Genomic DNA, 20,548 nt, shown 5'->3' with positions numbered 1-20,548 from the left:
GCGGGGGCGGGGAGGTCGAAGAGGAGCCGCGACGACTCAGTCGCCTTCCTCTGGTTCTTCATCGTCCGCGCGGCGACGGGAGCGCTGACGCTGGAGGTTCTGCTTGCGGCGCTGCACGGCGGACTCGCGCTCGTCGGCCTCGCTGTTCGCGGAGCCCGGTCCCGCCTCGGGAGGCTGGAGCAGCACGGCCAGGGCCTTCACGGTGACACCCTCGTAGAGGCTGGACGCGGGAACGCTGACGTTGAGCCGACGCTTGAGCCGGTCGCTGAGCTGCACGGCGATGAGGGAGTCACCGCCCAGCTCGAAGAAGTTGTCCTGGATGCCGATGGGCGCGACGCCCAGCGTCTGCTGCCACAGGTCGGCGAGCGTCCGCTCCATGTCCGTTGTCGGCGCCACGTAGGCACTGCGCAGGTTCGACGGCCGAGGATGCTGAGGACGCGCCGTGGGCTCCTCACGCGTGTCCTCGGTGCCGAGCGCTTGCGCCGCCGGGGACAGCCGCGCGGCCACGTCGTGGGTGGACACCACCAGCCAGGGGCCCGTGGCATGCGCGAGCGCGCGGCTCAGGGCCTCGGCGCCTTGCTCGGGCGAGAGCGCCAGTCGGTCCAGCGCCTCACCGCGTGCACCGGGGTGCGCGCCGTAGTCCTCCACCTTCACCACGTCCCAGCCCAGGCTCAACCACCGCCGTCCTTCGTGCGACGCGGCCTGGGCGAAGGCGTCCTGCCAGGCGCTCGCGGCGGTGTGCGCGACAGTGGCCATGCCCCCGAGCACCGCGGAGATGGACGACGCCACCACGCGGAAGTCCAGCGCCCGGTCTCCGAGCACCGCATCCAGCAGCGCCAGGCCTCGCGCGCGCGGGTCGAAGTGCCAGGCGCTCTCCTCGGGCCCCGTCTCCGAGACGAGCCGCGCCACCTGGTCCTTGGGGAGCCACGCCGCATGCACCACGCCATGGAGCGCGCCGAAGCGGGCCACCGTCGTGTCGATGGCTTCGCGCAGGGACTCCTGCCGCGTCAGGTCGGTGGGCAGCACCACCACCTCCGCGCCCAGGGCCTCGAGCTGCCGCGCGCGGCGGATGCGCTGCGTCCACGTCTCGTTCTCTTCGTGACGGGCGACGTGCGCATCCCAGGTGTCGCGTGACGGAAAGCCGAGCGGCTCCATGCACACGAGCTTCGCTCCGGGAGACAGGCTGGCCAGCGCGCGCCCGTTCATCGCGCCCAGGCCGCCGAGGCCATGGACGAGCACATACACGCCGCCGGGACGCGAACTCGGATGCGGCGCCGGCGCGTCGGGCAGCGGCAGGGGCTCCAGGCTCTGCACCCAGCGGTGCGGCCCGCGCAGCGACACCACCGGCTCACGGGGCAATGAGCGCAGCTCGGCACGAAGCGCCTGGAGGGTGGTGGCGGAGAGTCGCGCCTCCGGGGTCGTCACCACGTCCACCTGGTGGAAGCGCAGGAACGGATGCTCCTGCGGAATCACCCGGCAGGGGCCGAGCAGCGTGGCCTTGTCGGCGCGGAGTGACTCTTCACCGGTGACGTCGTGGACGTGGTTGGACACCACCCAGACGGTGCAAGGGCGCTCCGCCGTCAGCTCGACGAGGGCCCGCGCGAGGCCGACGAGCGTGAAGTAGCCGCTCGCCTGGACCTGCGCGAAGGTCGTGGGCGCGTCAGTGGTGAGGCTCCACAGGTGCAACACGGCGTCGGGCAGCCGGCCGGCGTCCCGCAGCGCGGTGAGCAGTGCGCGCAGGTCCGACAGCGAGCCCGGCGCCACGGTGTAGCTCATATCCCCGGAGTGGCTGAAGCCCGCGCCCGGACGCACGCGGAGCACCATCCGCTCCTCGCCGGGCTCGGGCGCCAGCAGCGCTTCGGTGGGAGAGGACTCATCCTCGAAGACCAGCCAGACGCGCTGGTTCGCGGCCTTCGCGGTGCGCCCCGGAGGCAGCGGCGCGCGCTTCCACGACGGCGCATGGAACCATCGCTCCATCGGCGCCTGCGCGAGCGGCAGCCCGAGCGTCTCGCTTGTGACAGGCGCGGCCTCGACTTGAGGCTTCGTGTCCGGCTCCACCCAGTAGCGCAGGCGCTCGAAGGGATAGGTCGGAAGGGGGATGCGGTGGCGACGCTCCTCGCCGTGGAAGCCGCGCCAGTCCACGGTGACGCCGGCCTGCCAGAGTCCGCCCAGCGTCGTGTACGCGAGCGGCGGCGCATCCACGGCCACGGTGTCCTGCGAGGAGGGCATCGAGCTGAGCACCGGACGTGACGCCGTGACTTCCGGAGAACGTCGCGTGAGGCGGCTGAGCACCTGCCCGGGACCGACCTCCAACACCACGCGCTTCGGGTCGGAGAGGAGCGCGTGCAGTCCATCCGCGAAGCGCACCGCGCCGCGCAGGTGCTGGGCCCAGTACTTGGGGCTCGTCGCCTGCTCCGTGGTGATCCACGTCCCGGTGACGTTGGAGACGAAGGGCAGGGTGGGCGGACGAAGACTCACCGCCGCCGCGCGCGCCGTGAAGGCCTCCAGGATGGGGTCCATCATCGCCGAGTGGAAGGCATGGGACGTGGCGAGCACGTGGCTGCGCACGCCGGCCTCTTCGAGCTGGCGCTTCAGCTTCTCCACGGCCTCCGTCGGCCCGGAGGCGACGCACTGCATGGGCGCGTTCACCGCAGCGAGGCTCAGCTCGGTTCCGAGGTACGGACGGACCTCGTCCTCGCTCAGCGGCACCGCCAGCATGGAGCCGGAGGGCAGCGACTGCATCAGCCGTCCGCGCGCGGCGACCAACTGGAGCGCGTGCTCCACCGAGAAGACTCCCGCCAGGCACGCGGCCACGTACTCGCCAATGCTGTGCCCCAGCATCGCCGCGGGCTTCACGCCCCAGGACATCCAGAGTCGCGCGGTGGCGTACTCGATGACGAACAGCGCGGGCTGGGTGAACTCCGTCCGCGCCAGCGCCTTCTCGTTCTCCGCCGGGTCCCCCGACTTCGGGTACATCACCTCGCGCAAGTCTCTGCCGCCCAGATGGGCCTTGAGCAGCTCCGCGCACCGGTCGACTTCGACGCGGAAGACGGGCTCCGCGTCATACAGCGCGCGCCCCATGCCCACGTGCTGCGAGCCCTGTCCCGAGAAGAGGAACGCCACCGGACGCTCCACCGCGTCCTGGGTCTCGGTGTGGAGGCGGGCATTCCCGTCCTCGGAGAGCACCTCCACCGCGTCGCCCACGCTTCGCGCGAGCAGGAAGCGTCGCTGCGAGAAACGCTGACGTCCCGCCTGGAGCGTCCAGGCCACGTCCGCGAGCTTCACGTCGGGCGAGGACTTCAAGGCTTCGGCGAGGCGCCGGGTGCTGGCCTCCAGCGCGGAGGACGTGCGCGCGGACAGCGGCAACACCTGCCACGTGCGACGAGCGGCCGCGCTGTCGGGCGTGCGAGGCGTCTGCTCGAGCACGACGTGCGCGTTGGTGCCGCCCACGCCGAAGGAGCTGACGCCACCGCGCCGGGGCAGCGCGCCGCCGGGCCAGGGCTTGAGCGTCGCGTTGACGTAGAAGGGGCTGCCGTCGAAGTCGATGGCCGGGTTGGGCCGCTCGTAATGAAGGCTGGGCGGCAGCTCGCCGTGCTTCACGGCCAGCGCCGTCTTGATGAGGCCGGTGATTCCGGCGGCGGCATCCAGGTGGCCCACGTTGCCCTTCACGGAGCCGATGGCGCAGAAGCGCCGGCGCTGCGTGGAGGCACGGAAGGCGCGCGTGAGCGCCTCCACCTCGATAGGGTCTCCCAAGGGCGTCGCGGTGCCGTGGGCCTCCACGTAGCCGATGGAGTCCGCGTCCAGTCCCGCCGCCGCGAGCGCCTCCGCCACCACCTGGGACTGACCCTCGATGCCCGGCGCGGTGTAGCCCGCCTTGAGCGCGCCATCGTTGTTGATGGCCGAGCCCTTGATGACGGCGTGCACCGTGTCGCCATCCCGCACGGCGTTGCGCAGCTTCTTCAACAACACGACACCCGCGCCGCTGCCGAACAGCGTGCCCCGGGCCTTCGCATCGAAGGGGCGGCAGCGACCATCGGGGGAAGCCATGCCTCCCTCGGCGTGCCGGTAGCCGTTGAAGAAGCTGACGTTGACGGAGGAGCCACCCGCGAGCGCCATGTCGCACTCGCCATTGAGCAGGCTCTGGCAGGCCAGGTGCACCGCCACCAGCGACGTCGAGCACGCGCTCTGCACGGCGTGGCTGGCGCCTCGGAGGTTCAGCTTGTACGAGACGCGGGTGGCCAGGAAGTCGGTGCCGTTGCCGATGTTGACCTGCACGGGCTCCACGGACTCCAGCACCCGAGGGTTCCGCGCCAGGTTCATCAGCAGGTACGTGTTGAGCGTGGCACCGCCGTACACGGAGATGGCGCCCGGGTAGTCGCGCGGCGAGTAGCCCGCGTGCTCCAGCGCCTCCCAGCAGACCTCCAGGAAGACGCGGTGCTGCGGGTCCGTCAGCTCCGCCTCGCGGGGAGGCATGTCGAAGAACGCGGCGTCGAAGGACTCGGGCTCCGGCAGCACAGCCGCCGCGCGCACGTAGTCGGGGTCATCTACCAGTTCCTGGGGGACTCCCGCCGCGCGGCACTCCTCGGGGGTGAAGAAGCGGATGGACTCCACGCCGCCGCGCACGTTCGCCCAGAACTCCGCCGTGTCGCGTGCGCCAGGAAAGCGCCCGGACATGCCGATGATGGCGAGGTCCGCGTCGTCGATGTCTGCCGGCTGCTTCACGTCCACGGCCATCCGCTCCTTCGCTGCTTCACTCACGGCGACTGCGCCGCTCCCTGCGCTGGGCTCCCCGGTTCTGACTCGTCTCGAAAGTGGGGGACTCCTCCGGGGCGGGCAGTCCTCCCAGTCGCTTCGCCAGCGCGGCCACCGTGGGGGCCTCGAAGACGGAGGTGAGGGGCACTTCGCGTCCCAGCTCCCGCTTCAGGCGCCCGACAATCTTGAGCCACAGCAGCGAGTTGCCACCGAGGTCGAAGAAGTTGTCGTGGATGCCCAGTTGCGCCAGTCCGAGCTGCTCCTGCCACACCTTCGCCAGCGCCAGCTCCACGTCATCCGTCGGCGCTACGTACTCGGTGCCGAGCTGGGGCCGCTCATGCGTCGCGCCACCCGCCGCGTCCGCTTGCTTCCCCGCGCCATCGGCCCGCACCCACCGCGCGACGCGGGAGATGAGGTCGCCGGTGGACACCACCACCTGTCCGCTCAGCGGGGACTCCACCACGCGGCGGAAGGCTTCCACCGCCTCGGTCGGCGACATGGCGAACACGTCGATGCTCGTGCGGACCTCGCGCGTCACCTCGTCCACGCCGGGCCAGCCGTCCCAGTTGGTGCTCAGCCACCGCGTCAACCCCTCGCGCGAGCGCGAGACGGCGAAGGCATCCAGGAAGGCATTCGCCGCGCCGTAGGCTCCGAGCCCCAGTCCTCCGAGCACCGCTGCGTTGGAGGACACCAGCAGCACGAAGTCGAGGGCCCGGCCCGTCAGCGCGCGCTCCAGCGCGTAGGTGCCATGGACCTTCGCCCGGAAGTGAGGCGCGCAGGCCGCGGCGTCCAGTCCGGAGAGCAGCGCCACCGCGCCTTCACCCGCGAGCCCCGCCGCGTGAATCACTCCGTCCACCGAGCCGAAGCGAACGTCCGCCTCCGCCAGGGCCATGCGCAGCTTCGACTCGTCCGCCACGTCCGCGCGGACCACCAGCACCTCCGCGCCCGCCGCTTCCAACTCCCTCACCGCGCGCTGCTTGTGTCCGCCCGGGTCCACTTCCAACCCGGCACGGCTCACCAGGATGAGCCGGGCTTGATGAGCGCTCGCCAGGTGCCGCGCGAGCAGCAGGCCCACGCCACCCAGGCCACCGGTGATGAGGTACACGCCGCGCGCCTTGAAGGGCTGCTCCGCCACGGTGTCCTGCTCCAGCCGCAGCGGCTCATGCGTCTGCGTCAGCCGGTGCGTCCCGCGCCAGGCGACGATGGGCTCCCGGGTGTCGGAGGTGAGCTCGCGCAGCAGGGCGCTCGCCTCCGTGAACACGCCGCCGTAGCCCAGGTCCACGTAGCGGCAGGACAGGGTGTCGTGCTCCTGGGGAATCACCTTGCACAGCGCGGGCAGCGGGGCGAGCTCGGGGCTGACCTCGTCCGTGCTCTCCACGTCAAACGCCCCGCGTCCCACCACGGTCAGCTCCACGGGGCCGGGCAGCGACTCCTCCGCCAGCGCCCGCGTCAGCCGCAGCAGGGGATGGAAGCCGCGCTCCTGCAGTTGGTCGAAGCGAGCCTCGGCCGACGCGTGCTCCGCGCCGTCGAGCCCGTCCAGGCCCCACAGGTGGACGATGCGCTCCACCTTGAAGTCCTTCGACTTCAGGGCCAGCAGCAGGAACGCGGGCTCGTTCGCGTCCGCGGGGTCCAGGCTGAAGTGGTGCTCGCCCAGCTCCTGCAGCCGAGCACCGCGTGACACGCGCGCGACGCGGTGGCCCGCGCTCTCCAGTCGCCCGGCCAGGGTTTCGCCCACGCCGCCCGCATCCAGGAACACGACCCAGTCGCGCACCGTGCTGGCACCCGCTCGGGGCAGGGGCAGCGGCGCGCGCTTCCACGAAGGCACGTAGAACCAGCCGCCCACGTCCGTCGTCTTGCGCGCGGCACCGCGGCGCTGAGTGGAAGGCGCTTCCGGCGCGAGCCAGTAGTCCTGTCCCTCGAAGGGATAGGTGGGCAGGGGCACGCGCAGGCGTCGCTTGTCGCGGCGCACGCCGTTCCAGTCGATGTCGATTCCCGCCGCCCAGAGCTTGCCGAGCGTGGCGGTGAGCAGCTCCTCGTCGGGCACCGGGTCCTGTGGGTGGCGCAGCGAGGGGAGGACGGGAGGCGCCTGCGGGCCGGTGAGCTGGAGTCGCGCCAGCGTGCTCAGCGTGCGGCCGGGGCCGACCTCCAGGTACACGCGGTGGGGAACTCCCGCCAGCGTGCGGATGCCGTCGCCAAAGCGCACCGTCTGGCGCAGGTGGCGCGTCCAGTACGCCGGGTCCGTCGCCTCCTCGGGCGTCATCCACGTGCCGGTGACGTTGGACATCAACGGCAGGGTGGGCGCGCTGAGCTGGAGCGTTCCGATGAACTCCTGGAAGCGCGCGAGAATCGGCGCCACCAGATGCGAGTGCGCCGCCACGTCGATGGGGATGTGACGGAACTCCACCTCGCGGCGTGTGAGCTCGGCCGCGAGGGCCTCGACGGCCTCCACCGTGCCGGCGACCGCGCACTGCGAGGGCCCGTTCACCGCCGCCAGGGACAGCGTCTCCCCGAGCAGGGGCCGCACCTCCGACTCCGGCAGGGGCACGCTGAGCATGCCGCCACCGGGCAGCTCCTCGAAGAGCTTGCCGCGCAGCACCACCAGCGCCAGCGCGTCCTCCAGCGAGAACACGCCCGCGAGGCAGGCCGCCGTGTACTCACCCAGGCTGTGGCCGATGACGGCCTCGGGCTTCACGCCCCAAGACTCCCAGAGGCGCGCCAGGGCGTACTCGACGGTGAACAGCGCGGGCAGCGCCACCGACGTCCGCTTGAGGCGCTGGCTCGCGGTCGCCGCGCTGGCCGCGTCCGGGTACATGACGGGCTTCAGGTCGAAGCCCAGTCGGGGGCGCAGAAGCGCGAAGCACCGGTCCACGGCTTCGCGGAACGCGGGCTCCGCGTCATAGAGGCCCCGGCCCATGTCCGGGTACTGCGCGCCGCCACCGGGGAACATGAAGACCGCCGACGTCGTGGCGGAGCCGGGCGCGAGCGTGAACAGCCGCTGCGGGTCCCGGGTCTCCAGCACGCGCACGGCGTCGTCCCTGTCGCGGCACACCAGCACGCGCCGGAGGTCCAGCGCCTTGCGGCCCATCTGCAGCGTCCAGGCGACGTCCGCGAGCGACTGCTCGGGGTGCGTCTTCAAGTGCTCCAGCAGGAAGGTGGTCTGCTTCTCCAGCGCCGTCTGCGTCCGCGCGGAGAGCACCAAAAGCTGCCACGCGCGCGCCGAGTCACCCGGCCGGACGAACGGCGCTTCCTCCAGGATGACGTGTGCGTTGGTGCCGCCGATGCCGAACGAGCTGACGCCCGCGCGGCGCGGCGTGGCGCTCTCGGGCCAGGGCTTGAGCGCGGTGTTGACGTAGAAGGGGCTGTTGGCGAAGTCGATGCGCGGGTTGGGCGTCTCGTAGTTCAGGCTGGGCGGCAGCTCCGCGTGCTCCAGCGAGAGCACCGTCTTCACCAGCCCCGTCACGCCCGCCGCCGCGTCCAGGTGGCCCACGTTCGTCTTCACCGAGCCGAGCCCGCAGAACCCCCGCTTGTCGGTGCCGGCGCGGAACACGGTGTCGAGCGCCTGCACTTCGATGGGGTCGCCGAGCGGCGTGGCCGTACCGTGAGCCTCCACGTAGCCGATGGAGTCCGGCGCCACCTCCGCGATGGCCTGGGCCCGGGCGATGACCTCCACCTGGCCCTCCACGCCGGGCGCGGTGAAGCCGACCTTCATCGCGCCGTCGTTGTTGATGGCGGACGCGCGGATGACGGCGTGGATGGTGTCGCCGTCGTTGAGCGCATCCTCCAGGCGCTTGAGCACCACCACGCCCGCGCCGCTGCCGAAGAGCGTGCCCTGGCCCTTCGCGTCGAACGCGCGGCAGTGGCCGTCCGGAGAGGTGATGCCACCTTCCTGGTAGTGGTAGCCGGTGCGCTGCGGCACGTGCACGGACACGCCACCCGCGAGCGCCACGTCACACTGGTAGCCCAGCAGAGACTGGCAGGCGAGGTGCGTGGCCACCAGCGACGTGGAGCAGCCCGTCTGCACCGTCAACGCCGGGCCCTTGAAGTCCAGGTGGTAGGCCACGCGCGTGGCGAGGAAGTCCTTGTCGTTGGCCACCATGGCCGGGAAGGTGTCCTCGGCCTGCTGGAACTCCGCGCGCGAGAGCAGGTTGAAGAGCAGGTAGCTGCTGAGGCTGGAGCCCGCGTAGAGGCCCGTCGTTCCGGGGATGCGCCCCGGCGCGTAGCCCGCGTGCTCCAGCGCCTTCCAGACACACTCCAGGAAGACGCGGTGCTGGGGGTCCAACAGCTCCGCCTCGCGCGGGGCGTAGCCGAAGAAGCCCGCGTCGAAGCGGGCCGGTCGCTCCAGCACCGGCGCCGCGCGGACGAAGTGGGGATTGGCCAGGAACGCCGGGTCGACACCCAGGGACTTGAGCGCGTCGTCGGAGAAGAAGGTGATGCCTTCCACGCCTTCGCGCAGCAGGCGCCAGAACGCGTCCACGTCCTCGGCACCAGGAACGCGCACGGCCATGCCGACGATGGCCACCGCCAGCCCCACGTCCCCCTGGTACTCCCGCTGTTGCCCCATGATGGTCCTACCCCTGTTTCCGTGCCCGTTGCTGCTGCCGCTTCAGACTCTCCAGCTGCCGCTTCGCCCGGTCTTGCGCCGTCTCCACCGATGAAGCCCCGGCCGGAGTCCCCTGACGCACGAACCGCGCGAGCGCGCTGACGGTGGGATGTTCCAACAGCTTGAGCAGCGGCAGCTCCCCACCGAGCACCGCCTTGAGTCGGGTGTGCACCTGCACCATCAGCAGCGAGTGCCCGCCCAGGTCGAAGAAGTTGTCGTTCACGCCGACCTGCTCGACCTTGAGCACTTCCTTCCAGATGTCGGAGATCTGCTGCTCCAGCTGACCCTGCGGCGCCACGAAGGCCGCGCGCGAGGCCCGCGTCGCCGTGGGCGCGGGCAGGGCCTTGCGGTCCACCTTGCCGTTGGGCGTGAGGGGCAGCGCCGGCAGCTCCACCACCAGCGACGGCACCATGTGCTCGGGCAGCCGCTGCGCCACCGCGTCGCGCAGCGCCGCCGCGTCGATGGCGTGTCCGTCCCGCTGCACCACGTAGGCCACCAGCCGCACGTCGCCCGGCGTGTCCTCGCGGGCCACGACGACGGCCTCGCGCACCTCCGGCCTGGCGCTGAGCACCGCCTCGATTTCACCCGCCTCGATGCGGAAGCCACGCACCTTGAGCTGGTGGTCCACGCGGCCCAGGAACTCCACCGTGCCGTCTTCGCGCCAGCGCGCCCTGTCACCCGTGCGGTACAGCCGCGCACCCGGCTCGCGAGCGAACGGGTCCGGCAGGAAGCGCTCCGCCGTCAGCTCCGGACGCGCCAGGTAGCCGCGCACCACGCCCGCGCCACCGATGAACAGCTCCCCAGGCACGCCCACCGGCACCGGGCGCATCCGCGCGTCGAGCAGGTAGAACTGCGTCCTCAGGAACGGCGTGCCGATGGAGACCACCGGCGCGGACTCGTCGCGCACGTCGTGCGTGGACGACCAGATGGTCGTCTCCGTGGGGCCGTACATGTTGAGCAGCCGCGAGCCCTCGCCCAGCACCTGCCGCAGCGAGGCGCCGAGGGAGGAGGGGAGGGCCTCGCCGCCGACCATCAGCCGGCGCAGCCCGCCCACCGCCTCGGAGGACTCGGGCTCGGCCATCAGCGCGCGCGCCAGCGACGGCGTGCATTGCAGGTGCGTGACGGCGTGCTCGCGCAGGTTGAGCGGAATGGAGCGCGCGGTGCCGGAGCGACGGCCCTCGCGGTCCGCCTGGAGCTTCACCTCGAGGAGCAGGGGGAGGCTGGCCAGCACGGTGTCCGCGGGGATTCCGAAGTCGATGAGGCACCCCACCTCGTCCACGCCCAGCGAGCGCAGCCGCTCCATCTGCTCGCGCACGGAGCGCGGGGTGCCGAACAAGCCGCTCGTCTCGAAGTAACGCTCGAACGCCTGCGCCGCCAGTCGATCCAGATCCGCCTCGGTGGCGGTGTTCAGGTCCACGCCCAGCGTCTGCCCCAGGCCTCGCATCAGGTCCGCGGAGCTGCGCAGGTAGTCGCGGAAGGGCTTCTCCACCACCGAGCGCACCTGGGCGGCGTCCTCGCCGATGAAGGTGTGGAGCATCAGCGTGACGTGGCCGTCACCCGCGTGCCCCGCCGCGCGCCAGGCGTCGCGGTAGAGGACCAGCTTCTTCTCCAGGTCCTCCCACGTCTGACCCAACAGGTGGGTGAGGACGTGGCAGCCCAGCTTGCCCGCGGTGAGGAACGTCTCCGGGTTGCCCGCCGCCGTGAGCCACACCGGCAGCTCCTTCTGCACCGGGCGGGGCCGCAGCGTCACGTCCACCTGCGCGCCCGCGCCGCCCGTCATGCGCAGCGTCTCACCGCGCCAGAGCCGGCGCACCGTCTCCAGGCCCTCCAGCATCAGCTCGCGGCGCTTCTCGTAGCGCTCGGGCGCGAAGACGAAGTCATTCGCATGCCAGCCGGAGGCGACGGAGATGCCCACGCGGCCCCGGGAGATGTTGTCCACCAGCGCCCACTCCTCGGCCACGCGGACCGGGTGGTGCAGGGGCAGCACGACGCTGCCGGCGCGGATGGCCACGCGCTCCGTCACCGCGGCGATGGCGGCGCCCGCGACGGAGGGACTGGGGTACAGCCCGCCGAAGGCGTGGAAGTGGCGCTCCGGCGTCCACACCGCCGCGAAGCCATGGCGGTCCGCGAACTTCGCGCCCTCCAGCAGCAGCCGGTAGCGGTCTCCCGACGTCGCCTCCGCGTCATCCGCGAAGTAGAAGAGGCTCATCTCCATCGGCTTGCGCTTCGCCGCTGAGGCCCGGGCGGGCGCCTTGATGGACGCGCCGTCGCCCTGCACCACGACCTTGAAGCCGCGCGTGAGCGTCCACAGCAGCTCCAGCACGGAGATGTCGAAGGAGATGCTGGTGACAGCCAGCCACGCGCCCGCGGGCTGGTCGCCGATGCGCGCGTCCATCGCGGTGAAGAAGTTGGCCACGCCGCCATGGGGCACCATCACGCCCTTGGGGCGCCCCGTGGAGCCGGACGTGTAGATGACGTACGCGAGGTTCGTCGGGCCCATCCCGGAAGGGGGAGGCGCATCGCGCCCCGCGCCAGCCGTCAGCGCCACGCTCTCCAGCGGGACGATGCGAGCGCGACCCGCGGGCACGGTGCCCTCCAGGTGCGTCTCCGTGAGCAGCACGGCCGCGCCGGAGTCCTCCAGCATGTACGCCAGGCGCTCGCGGGGATAGTCCGGGTCCAGCGGCACGTAGGCGCCGCCCGCCTTGAGCACGCCCATCATCGCGACGACCATGGCCGCCGAGCGCTCCAGGCACAGGCCCACCCGCACCTCGGGCCCCACGCCCAGCGTCCGCAGATGCCACGCCAGCGCGTTGGAGCGCGCGTCCAGCTCCGCGTAGGTGAGCTCTCCGTCGTCACCCACCACGGCCACTGCGTCGGGCGTCTTCGCCGCCTGGGCGCGGAACTGCGCGTGGATGCACGCCGCCGCGTCCTCGGGCGCCGAGGGCGTCAGCTCGTTCCAGTCCACCAGCAGCCGCCGCGTCTCCACGGCGTCGAGCAGGGCCAGGTCCTCCACCCGGGTCTCGGACGCGTCCACGGCCGCGCGCAGCAGCGTCTCCAGGTGCCTCGCCAGGCGCGCCACGGTGGTGGCCGAGAAGAGGTCCGTGCGGTACTCGAGCGCGCCCGTGAGGCCGTCCGCCGTCTCCGCGAGTGACAGCTGGAGGTCGAACTTCGACGTGCCCTCCACCGCGCCATCCGGCACCGGCAACACCGGCTGCCACTGCATGCCCGGCACCGTCAGGTCCGTGGGAGGCAGCGCCTCCAGCAACAGCGCCGTCTGGAACAGCGGGTTGTCCGCGCCACCGCGAGGCGCCCGCGCCGCGCCGACGACCTCCTCGAAGGGGAGGTCCGCGTGGGACAGCGCCTCGTGGAAGGTCTGCCGCGTCCGCGCCAGCAGCTCGCGGAAGGTCGGCTGCCCCGCGACATTGGCCCGCAGCACGAGCGTATGGGCGAAGAAGCCCACCACGTCCCGCAGCTCGGGGCGCTCGCGGTTCGCCACCACGGTGCCCACGCCGAAGTCTTCCTGGCCGCTGTAGCGGTGCAGGAGCGCCGTCCACGCCGCCGTCAGCGTGACGAAGAGCGTGCAGCCCTCGCGACGCCCCAGCGCACGCAGCGACTCCACCAGCGGACGCTCCAGCGTGAGCCGGTGCAGCGCGCCCTGGAAGCCCGGCTCGCGGGGACGCGGGAAGTCGGTGGGCAGCTCCAGGCGAGACAGGCCCGCGAGCTGCTTGCCCCAATACGCCCGCTGCCCGTCGAGCCGCGCGCCCAGGCCCTGCTGCCACCGCGCGAAGTCCGTGTACTGGAGGGCGGGGAGCGGCAGCTCGGCGCTCGCTCCGGAGACCTGCGCCCGGTACAGCGCCGCCAATTCGCGCGCCAGCACGCCGATGGACCAGCCATCCGTGGCGATGTGGTGCTGGGTCATCAGCAGCACGTGCTCCTGCTCACCCAGGACCACCAGCGAGGCGCGCACGGAGGGGCCCTCCGACAGGCGGAAGGGCTCGCGCGACTGCTCCAGCGACAGCCGCCGCAGCTCCGCGGCGCGGGCCTCGGACTCCAGCGCGCGCAGGTCGAAGCGGGGAAGCGCCAGCGGCGCGGGCGCGCGCGTCACCAGGCGCGGCTGTCCGTCCACTTCGGGGAAGCCCGCGCTCAGCGTGGGGTGCCGCGCCAGCAGCGCGTCCAGGCTGCGTCCCAGGGCCTCCGCGTCCAGGGGGCCGGTGAGCCGGAGCTGGAAGTGGAGGTTGTAGAGCGCGCTGTCCGGCACCAGCCGGTCCAGGAACCACAGGCGCAGCTGGCCTGAAGACAGGGGCAGCTCACCCTCGCGAGGCCCCGCGCTCAGCGGCGGCGCGACGAGCGCCGTCTCCGGCCGGATGCCCTGCCACGCCTCCAGCAGCTTCGCGGCGGCGGCGTCCAGCGTCGGGCTCATCCAGAGGAAGGCCGCGGGCAGCGCCACGCCCAGCTCGGACTCCAGCTGGCCATGCAGCTCCAGCACCATCAGCGAGTCGAGTCCCAGGCTCGCCAGCTCCGTGTGGCCCGGCAGCTTCGCGGCGTCCATGCGCAGCGTGCGCGCCACGGCGTGGCGCAGGTAGTCCTGGACGTGCGCGGCGCGCTCCGACTCGGCCGCCAGCGCGAGCGTCTCCTTGAGGGGGCGCGTCGGCGTCGAGGGCACTTCAATCGCCTCGGGCTCCGTCACGGAGGCCTCGACGACCTCCAGCTCACCCGCCAGATAGGCCGCCTTCGTCGCCCGACGCTGAATCTTCCCGCTGGACGTCTTGGGAATGCTGCGCGCCGCGAGCAGCACCACGCCATGCGCGTGGACCGCGTGCTGCTCGGCGAACGCACGGCGCACGGCGGCGACGACAGCCGACGCGTCGAAGCCGTCGCGCATGTCCACCTCGGCCGCGAGCACCAGCTTCTCCTCGCCCTCCACGTCCACGCTGAAGGCCGCGCAGCAGCCGGCGCGAATGGCGCGGTGCGCGCGCTCCGCCTCCAGCTCCAAATCCTGGGGGTACAGGTTGCGACCCCGGATGATGAGCAGGTCCTTGAGCCGGCCGGTGACGAAGAGCTGCCCTTCGGGCGACAGGAAGGCCAGGTCTCCGGTGCGCAGGAACGGACCCTCGCCCGAGGCCAGCCGCGCCCCGAAGGCGTGGGCCGTCTCCTCGGGTCGAGACCAGTACCCTTGCGCCACGCTCGGACCCGACACCCACACCTCGCCCACGGCATTCGCGCCCAGCGGCTCGCGCGTCTCGGGATGGACGATCAGAACCCGCTGGTCCGGGGCGCTGATTCCCGCGCCCACCAGCGTGCGCACGCGCGCGTTGTCGGTGGCCTCGGTCGGGGCCTCCGCGCGGCCCTGCTCCAGCGCCTCCGCGGTGAATCGCCCGTGCACGAAGGGCTCGCCCTGCGTGCCGCCCGTGACGATGAGCGTGGCCTCCGCCAGGCCGTAGCAGGGGTAGAACGAAGTGCTCTTGAATCCACACGGGGCGAAGGCGTCCGCGAAGCGCTCCAGCGTCTCGCGCCGCACCGGCTCCGCGCCGTTGAAGGCCAGCTCCCAGCTCCCCAGCTTCAGCTTCGCCCGGTCCTCGTCGGTCGCCTTCCTCACGCACAAGTCGTAGGCGAAGTTGGGCCCGCCGCTGCACGTCGCCTGGAAGTGGGAGATGGCCTCCAGCCACCGCAGCGGGCGCTGCAGGAAGGAGATGGGCGACATCAGCGTGCAGGGGAAGCCGAGGTACATCGGCTGCAGCACTTTTCCGATGAGCCCCATGTCGTGGAACATGGGCAGCCAGCCCATCCCCGACGAGCGCGACGCATCCAGCCCGAAGCCTCGGGAGATGAGTGCCTCGTTGTGGAGGATGTTGGCGTGGCTCACCATCACCCCCTTGGGATTACCGGTAGAGCCTGACGTGTACTGGAGGAACGCCAGCGTGCCGCCCTCCAATTCCGGGCGGCGCCACTCCGCGGCCTGAGCCTCCGGCACCGCGTCACTGGCCAGCCACTTCAGCTCCGCCAGCTCCGGCGCCTGGGGCGTGAACAGCTCCGACATCTCCAGGATGAAGCTGCTGGTGAGCACGTAGCGCGCGCCGCAGTCCTGGGCGATGGCGCGCAGGCGGGGCAGGGTGCGCTCCAGGCGCGTGGGATCTGGCGGGTAACACGGCACGGCCACCACGCCGCCGTAGAGACAGCCCATGAAGCCCGCGACGAATTCCATGCCGGGCGCATACAGCAGCAGCGCACGCTGTCCCTGGGCCCCGGAGGCCCTCAGGAGCGCGCCCAGCGCCCTGGCGCGCGTGTCCAGCCGCGCGTAGCTCCACTCCTCGATGGGGCCGTCGACGTCGCCCGACTCCAGGAAGCGATACAGCAGCGAATCACCCTGTGTCTGCGCGCGGTGGCACAGCAGATCCACGAGGTGGGGAAAGTCACCCGGTGACGGCTCGTTGCGCTGTTTCATCCCTGCTCCCAGGCGGACGGCTCGCGAAGTTGGTTCCGCGGGCCCGAGGAGTAGGCCGCTCCTGGGACCGCTTCAGTCCAGTTGGCTGGTGAAGTCCTCGACCCTCAACAGCGGGCGGATTCGACAATCCGCCTCGCGAGGGGCGCAGCCACGGAGCTCCCCCCGGTCTGCCGCGAGGAGCCCGCCACCGCACGGGGGCACGGCACCGGTACCGGGAGCCGTGAACGAGGAAAATTAGGTCGGAGGTGAAGCATGCCCTCTGGCTTCATCCCTTGTTTTATCTGGAATGTCTAGTCAGCCTCGAACGGCGCTAACTCCTTGGTTTGTCAGGGGGTCATGCACTTCTGATAAACTGGTGCGCTTCGCTCGCGAGACGGCATGGCTTCGACTCAAGTTTCGTCGTACCCCCCGGGTCCCCGGGGGCTTCCCATCTGGGGCAACATCCTGCGACATGAGACCGACCCGCTGGGTCTCTTCGTCGATGGTTTCCGGGCGCACGGCGACGTGGTCCGCTTCCGGTTGGGCGCCCACGCGACCTACATGGTGAGTCATCCGGACCACGTCCGGTACTTCCTCACGGAGAACGCCCCCAACTACTCGAAGCCGGAGCTGGTGGACGACCCCTTCCTGGGCAACGGGCTCTTCGTGAGCGAGGGGAATTACTGGAGGCGGCAGCGGAGGCTCGTGCAGCCCGCCTTCCACAGGGAGCGGCTGACCGGTCTGCTTGCGGGCATGGTGGACCTCCTCCAGCGCAAGCTGAACCACTGGGAGGCGGCGAACACGCCGGGGCGGAGGTTCGACATCGCGGAGGAGATGGGGGTGCTCTCGCTGCGGATGACGACGCGGGCGCTGTACTCCGAGGAGCCCGACGAGCCGCTGGCGGAGGCCATCCGTCGGATGATGTGGACGATGAACGACCGCGGCTCGTTGCTGTACCGGCTCCTGAAGCTGGAGCGGCTGCCCATCTACAAGAAGAAGTGGGCGGACTTCTTCGCCACGCTGCGCCAGCTCAACCGCAAGGCGAAGGAGGTCATCGCCCGGCGCAAGGAAGGCGGCCCCGAGGACGACATCATGTCCATGCTGGTGGCCGCGAAGGACCGCGACACCGGCGAGGGCATGACGGACAAGGAGCTTCGTGACGAGTTCATGAACCTCTTCTCCGGCAACGAGGGCCCGGGAGCCGCGCTGGCGTGGGCGTGGCACCTCCTGTCGACCCATCCCGAAATCGCCGACAGGCTGGCGTCGGAGAGCGCGGCGGTGCTCGGGGGAAGGGCGCCGACGCTGGAGGACCTGCCGCGCCTGCGCTACGCCACCCAGGTGTTCGAGGAGACGCTCCGCCTGTATCCCACGGCCTGGCGCCTGCCGCGCGTGGCCAAGGAGGCGGACACGCTGGGCGGCTATCCCGTGGCGCCGGGCTCGGTGGTCATGGCCATCCCCTACGTGCTGCACCGGCACCCGGAGTTCTGGCCGTCGCCGGAGAAGTTCGACCCGGACCGCTTCGCCCCCGAGCCGCGCGGCGCGCGCCACAAGTTCGCCTACCTGCCGTTCGGCGCGGGCCAGCACATCTGCATCGGCAACAACCTGTCGCTGATGTTCGGCGCGCTCGTGCTGGCGATGGTCTCCCAGCGCTACCACCTGCGCGCCATTCCCGGGCGGAAGGTGAACATCTATCCCGGCATCTCCCTCCTGCCCCACGGCGGCCTGCCGATGACGCTGGAGCCCCGGAAGTGACGTGACGTCCTGCCCGCGGCGGGCGAGATTCAGCCCGCCGCGCGCGTCGCGTCCTGCTCCTTCGCCGCGTAGAGCGCCTGGATGTTGGCGCCTCCGAAGCCCCGGGCCTGCTGCCGCTGGATGACCTCGAAGAAGAGGGTGCGCCGCGCGTGCTGGGAGCGGGTGAAGACCTGCAACAGCACGCCCCACGCGTCCCGGTCCATCAGGATGTTGCGCTCCTGGAGCAGCTCCCGCCGGAACGGGCCCAGCGAGCCCAGGCGGGTCTCCAGCCCTTCGTAGTACCCCCGGGGCGCGTCGAGCAGCCTCACGCCGCGCTGGGTGAGCCCGTCCGCCGCGCGGGTGATGTCGTCCGCGAGGAAGGCCAGGTGCTGCACGCCCGCGCCGCCGTGCGCATCAACGAAGTCCTCGAGCTGGCCGCGTCGCGCGCCGGAGACGGGCTCCTGCAGCGGGAAGCACACCCGGCCCTCCGCGGCCTGCACCACGCGGGAGCTCATGCCGCTGTACTCGGTGCGCACGTCCTCCTGGTGGGTCTGCGCGAAGCCGAGCACGTCCACGTAGAAGCCCACCGTGTCGAGCAGCCGGCCCCGCTCCAGGGCGAAGGCGAAGTGGTCCACGCCGGAGAACAGCGCAGCGCCACCCGAGGGCCCCGCGTCCACCGGCAGGTACGTCCCCGGAAGGAACTCGCCCGACGGGGTATCGCGCTGGATGAACGAGTGCACCCACGTGCCCGGCCCGGCGATGGTGGCCTTCACCACGCGCTGGCCGTCGGCTTCGTGCACGGACGGCTCCGACACCACCCGCGCGCCCCGGCTCACCGCCTCGCGAAAGGCCGTGTGCACGTCGGGCGTCCCCAGCGCGATGTCACGCACGCCATCGCCGTGAGTCCGCACGTACGCGGCCACCTCGCCGTCGGAGCCCAGCGCGGACGTGACGACGAGCCGCGCGTCACCCTGCTCGAGCACGAAGGAGCGACGGCCCGCCAACCCCGTCTCCGGTCCACCGCTGGCCACCATCCGGAAGCCGAGCGCGTGACAGAAGAAATAGGCGGAGAGCGCCGCATCGCCCACGAACAGCTCGGCATGCTCCACGCGCGTGAGCTCCACTCGGAGGACCTCGATTCAAGAGGGCAGGGCCATTCCAGGCCAGCCCGATGGGAGCGCCAGACGTTGATACCGTTGCAACAACCATTATCACGGATTGCCGCCGTAGACCTCTCAGTGAGACATTCCCGAGAGGTGTCGGTCGCTGTATCACCCGGTGCTCACGGCGAGACAGCACGTGGGGCGATGTATCACCGGGTGCTCACGCCAATGCGGCGGTGGGCGCGGGTGCGGCGTCTTGCGTGGAGACGAGCTGCCCTGACTCGAGCTTGAGCAGGTGGTCGGCCAGGTGGAAGTAGCGGTCATCGTGGCTGATGACGAAGACGAGCTTCCCCTGGTTCTTCAGCGCGGGGAGCATCTCCCGGTAGAACAGCTCACGGAAGATGGGGTCCTGGTCCGCGGCCCACTCGTCGAAGACGTAGATGGGGCGGTCCTCCAGGAACGACGTTAGCAGGGCCAGGCGCTTGCGCTGTCCCTGCGAGAGCGACACGGTGGACAGCTTGCCGTCCTCCACCTTCACCTTGCGCTCCAACTGGAGCCGGGACAGGTAGCCGCGCGCCTTCTCTTCGAGCCCGGGGTGGTCCAGGCCGAGCATGCGCTCGAAGAGGTGGAAGTCGAAGAAGACGGAGGAGAAGAGCTGCCGGTAGGCGCGGCGGTTGGACGCGGTGATGGGGAGGCCATCCACGCGCAGCTCGCCCTTCTCCGGCGCGTACAGCCCGGTGAACAGCTTGGCCAGCGTCGTCTTGCCGCTGCCGTTGCCGCCTACGAGGAAGACGAGCTGGCCCCGGTGCATCGTCGTGTTGATGGGGCCCAGCGTGAAGCTCGCGCCGTCCTGCTCGCGGTAGTAGGTGTGGGTGACGTCCACCAGCTCGATTCGCTCGAACTTCGTCGGCACCGCGCCATCCGCGGCGGGGGGCTCCGGGTCCTCCAGCGACAGGCCCAGCTTCTCCAGCTTCTTCATCGCTACGTGGCTGCGAGACAGGGCCGGCCACTGATTCAGCAGGCCGTCGAGCGGCTGTTGCAGATACAGCACCACCAGCGCGTACGCGGCCAGCGTGGACATCTCCACCGTCTGGAACCGGGGCACGCCGAAGAGGATGACGGCGATGACGGCCATCACCATGAAGCCGCCCCAGCTCCCGGTGACGATGAAGAGGTTGTTGGTCGACAGGGAGACGCGGGAGACCTCCTCGGCCGTCGGCTTGAGCTCCTTGGCGAAGAAGTCCTCGCTGCGCGCGTGGTGGAGCTGCAGCTCCTTGGCGCCGTCGATGAGCGTCCTGAAGTTGGAGTACAGGGCGTCGTGGCTCTCTCGCCGCTTGAAGAACTGCGAATACGCGTAGCGGTTCGGAATGGCGACGCTCGCCATCACCACCGCGATGACCCCGAGGATCATCATCAGGAGCGGCCCGGACAGCCACGCCAGGTAGACGAGGCAGCCCACGAGCGTCGCCAGGCAGATGATGACGCCGGGGATGACGGAGATGGTGCTGTTGATGACGGCGATGTCCTCCGTCAGCGCGGCCAGCAGCTTGTGCGAGCCGGCATCCTCCAGCTTCCGCAGCGGCGCGGCCAGCATGCGCCGGCACAGCGACAGCCGCAGGTCCAGCAGCGCCACCTGCTGCATGGAGCTGAGCTGCATCTGAGACACGATGCGCAGCACCAGCACCGCCACCGCCAGGCCGATGAACCAGGGCATCAGCGGCATCGCTTCCGCCACCGTCCGGGACGTCAGCGTCTGGTTCATCACCGCGACGAGCGCCGCGCTGCACGCACCCGTGAGGATGCCCAGGAGCGCCGCGAGGATGATGGGGAGTTTGGACTTCTGGAAGAGCAGGGCGAGCAATGACACGACGGCTCCCGGAGACCCGGAGGGACCTGAGAATCGGGCCCTCGCCGCTCTCATACGTCATTGCCGCGCGAAGT

General features: G+C 71.0%; 6 protein-coding genes. 1 reads left to right on the top strand and 5 read right to left on the bottom strand.

Translation table 11 applies throughout. The features are described from left to right. Positions 1-36: 36 nt before the first annotated feature. Genes LZ199_RS34395 through LZ199_RS34385 form a run of 3 tightly spaced genes read right to left on the bottom strand, consistent with a single transcriptional unit; the run spans position 37 to position 15,794 of the window. Positions 37-4,758 carry a type I polyketide synthase gene (locus LZ199_RS34395; RefSeq protein ID WP_407667279.1) on the bottom strand — a complete coding sequence of 1,574 codons (4,722 nt, stop codon included), beginning with the start codon at positions 4,756-4,758 and terminating at the stop codon, positions 37-39. After that, on the bottom strand, positions 4,751-9,313 hold the full coding sequence (locus tag LZ199_RS34390; protein ID WP_253997995.1) for a type I polyketide synthase: 4,563 nt from the start codon (positions 9,311-9,313) through the stop codon (positions 4,751-4,753). The genes LZ199_RS34395 and LZ199_RS34390 overlap by 8 nt, the downstream gene beginning before the upstream one ends. 7 nt (positions 9,314-9,320) lie before the next feature. Beyond that, on the bottom strand, positions 9,321-15,794 hold the full coding sequence (locus tag LZ199_RS34385; protein WP_253997994.1) for a MupA/Atu3671 family FMN-dependent luciferase-like monooxygenase: 6,474 nt from the start codon (positions 15,792-15,794) through the stop codon (positions 9,321-9,323). 378 nt (positions 15,795-16,172) lie between these two features. On the opposite strand from LZ199_RS34385, the gene LZ199_RS34380 reads away from it, so the two are divergent. Then, positions 16,173-17,525 (top strand): cytochrome P450, encoded by a 1,353-nt coding sequence (locus LZ199_RS34380; RefSeq protein WP_253997993.1) that lies wholly within the window; start codon positions 16,173-16,175, stop codon positions 17,523-17,525. 29 nt (positions 17,526-17,554) lie between these two features. Here LZ199_RS34380 and hppD read toward each other — a convergent pair whose 3' ends face one another. Together hppD and LZ199_RS34370 are read right to left on the bottom strand one after the other, a co-directional pair. After that, positions 17,555-18,628 carry a 4-hydroxyphenylpyruvate dioxygenase gene (hppD, locus tag LZ199_RS34375; RefSeq protein WP_253997992.1) on the bottom strand — a complete coding sequence of 358 codons (1,074 nt, stop codon included), beginning with the start codon at positions 18,626-18,628 and terminating at the stop codon, positions 17,555-17,557. A gap of 199 nt (positions 18,629-18,827) precedes the next feature. After that, positions 18,828-20,474: a cyclic peptide export ABC transporter gene (locus LZ199_RS34370; RefSeq protein ID WP_253997991.1), complete on the bottom strand. Its 1,647-nt coding sequence runs from the start codon at positions 20,472-20,474 to the stop codon at positions 18,828-18,830. Positions 20,475-20,548 lie beyond the last annotated feature (74 nt).

It is taken from the genome of Myxococcus qinghaiensis (assembly GCF_024198215.1).
Taxonomy (GTDB): Bacteria; Myxococcota; Myxococcia; order Myxococcales; family Myxococcaceae; genus Myxococcus; species Myxococcus qinghaiensis.
The sequence above is the reverse complement of the archived record's forward strand: the minus strand, read 5'-3'. Positions and strand labels throughout refer to the sequence as shown.

What these genes read in the sequence shown, in the direction of transcription:
- LZ199_RS34385 (WP_253997994.1), bottom strand. Translation starts at nt 15,794, where the DNA reads ATGAAACAGCGCAACGAGCCGTCACCGGGTGACTTTCCCCACCTCGTG.
- LZ199_RS34390 (WP_253997995.1), bottom strand. Translation starts at nt 9,313, where the DNA reads ATGGGGCAACAGCGGGAGTACCAGGGGGACGTGGGGCTGGCGGTGGCC.
- LZ199_RS34380 (WP_253997993.1), top strand. Translation starts at nt 16,173, where the DNA reads ATGGCTTCGACTCAAGTTTCGTCGTACCCCCCGGGTCCCCGGGGGCTT.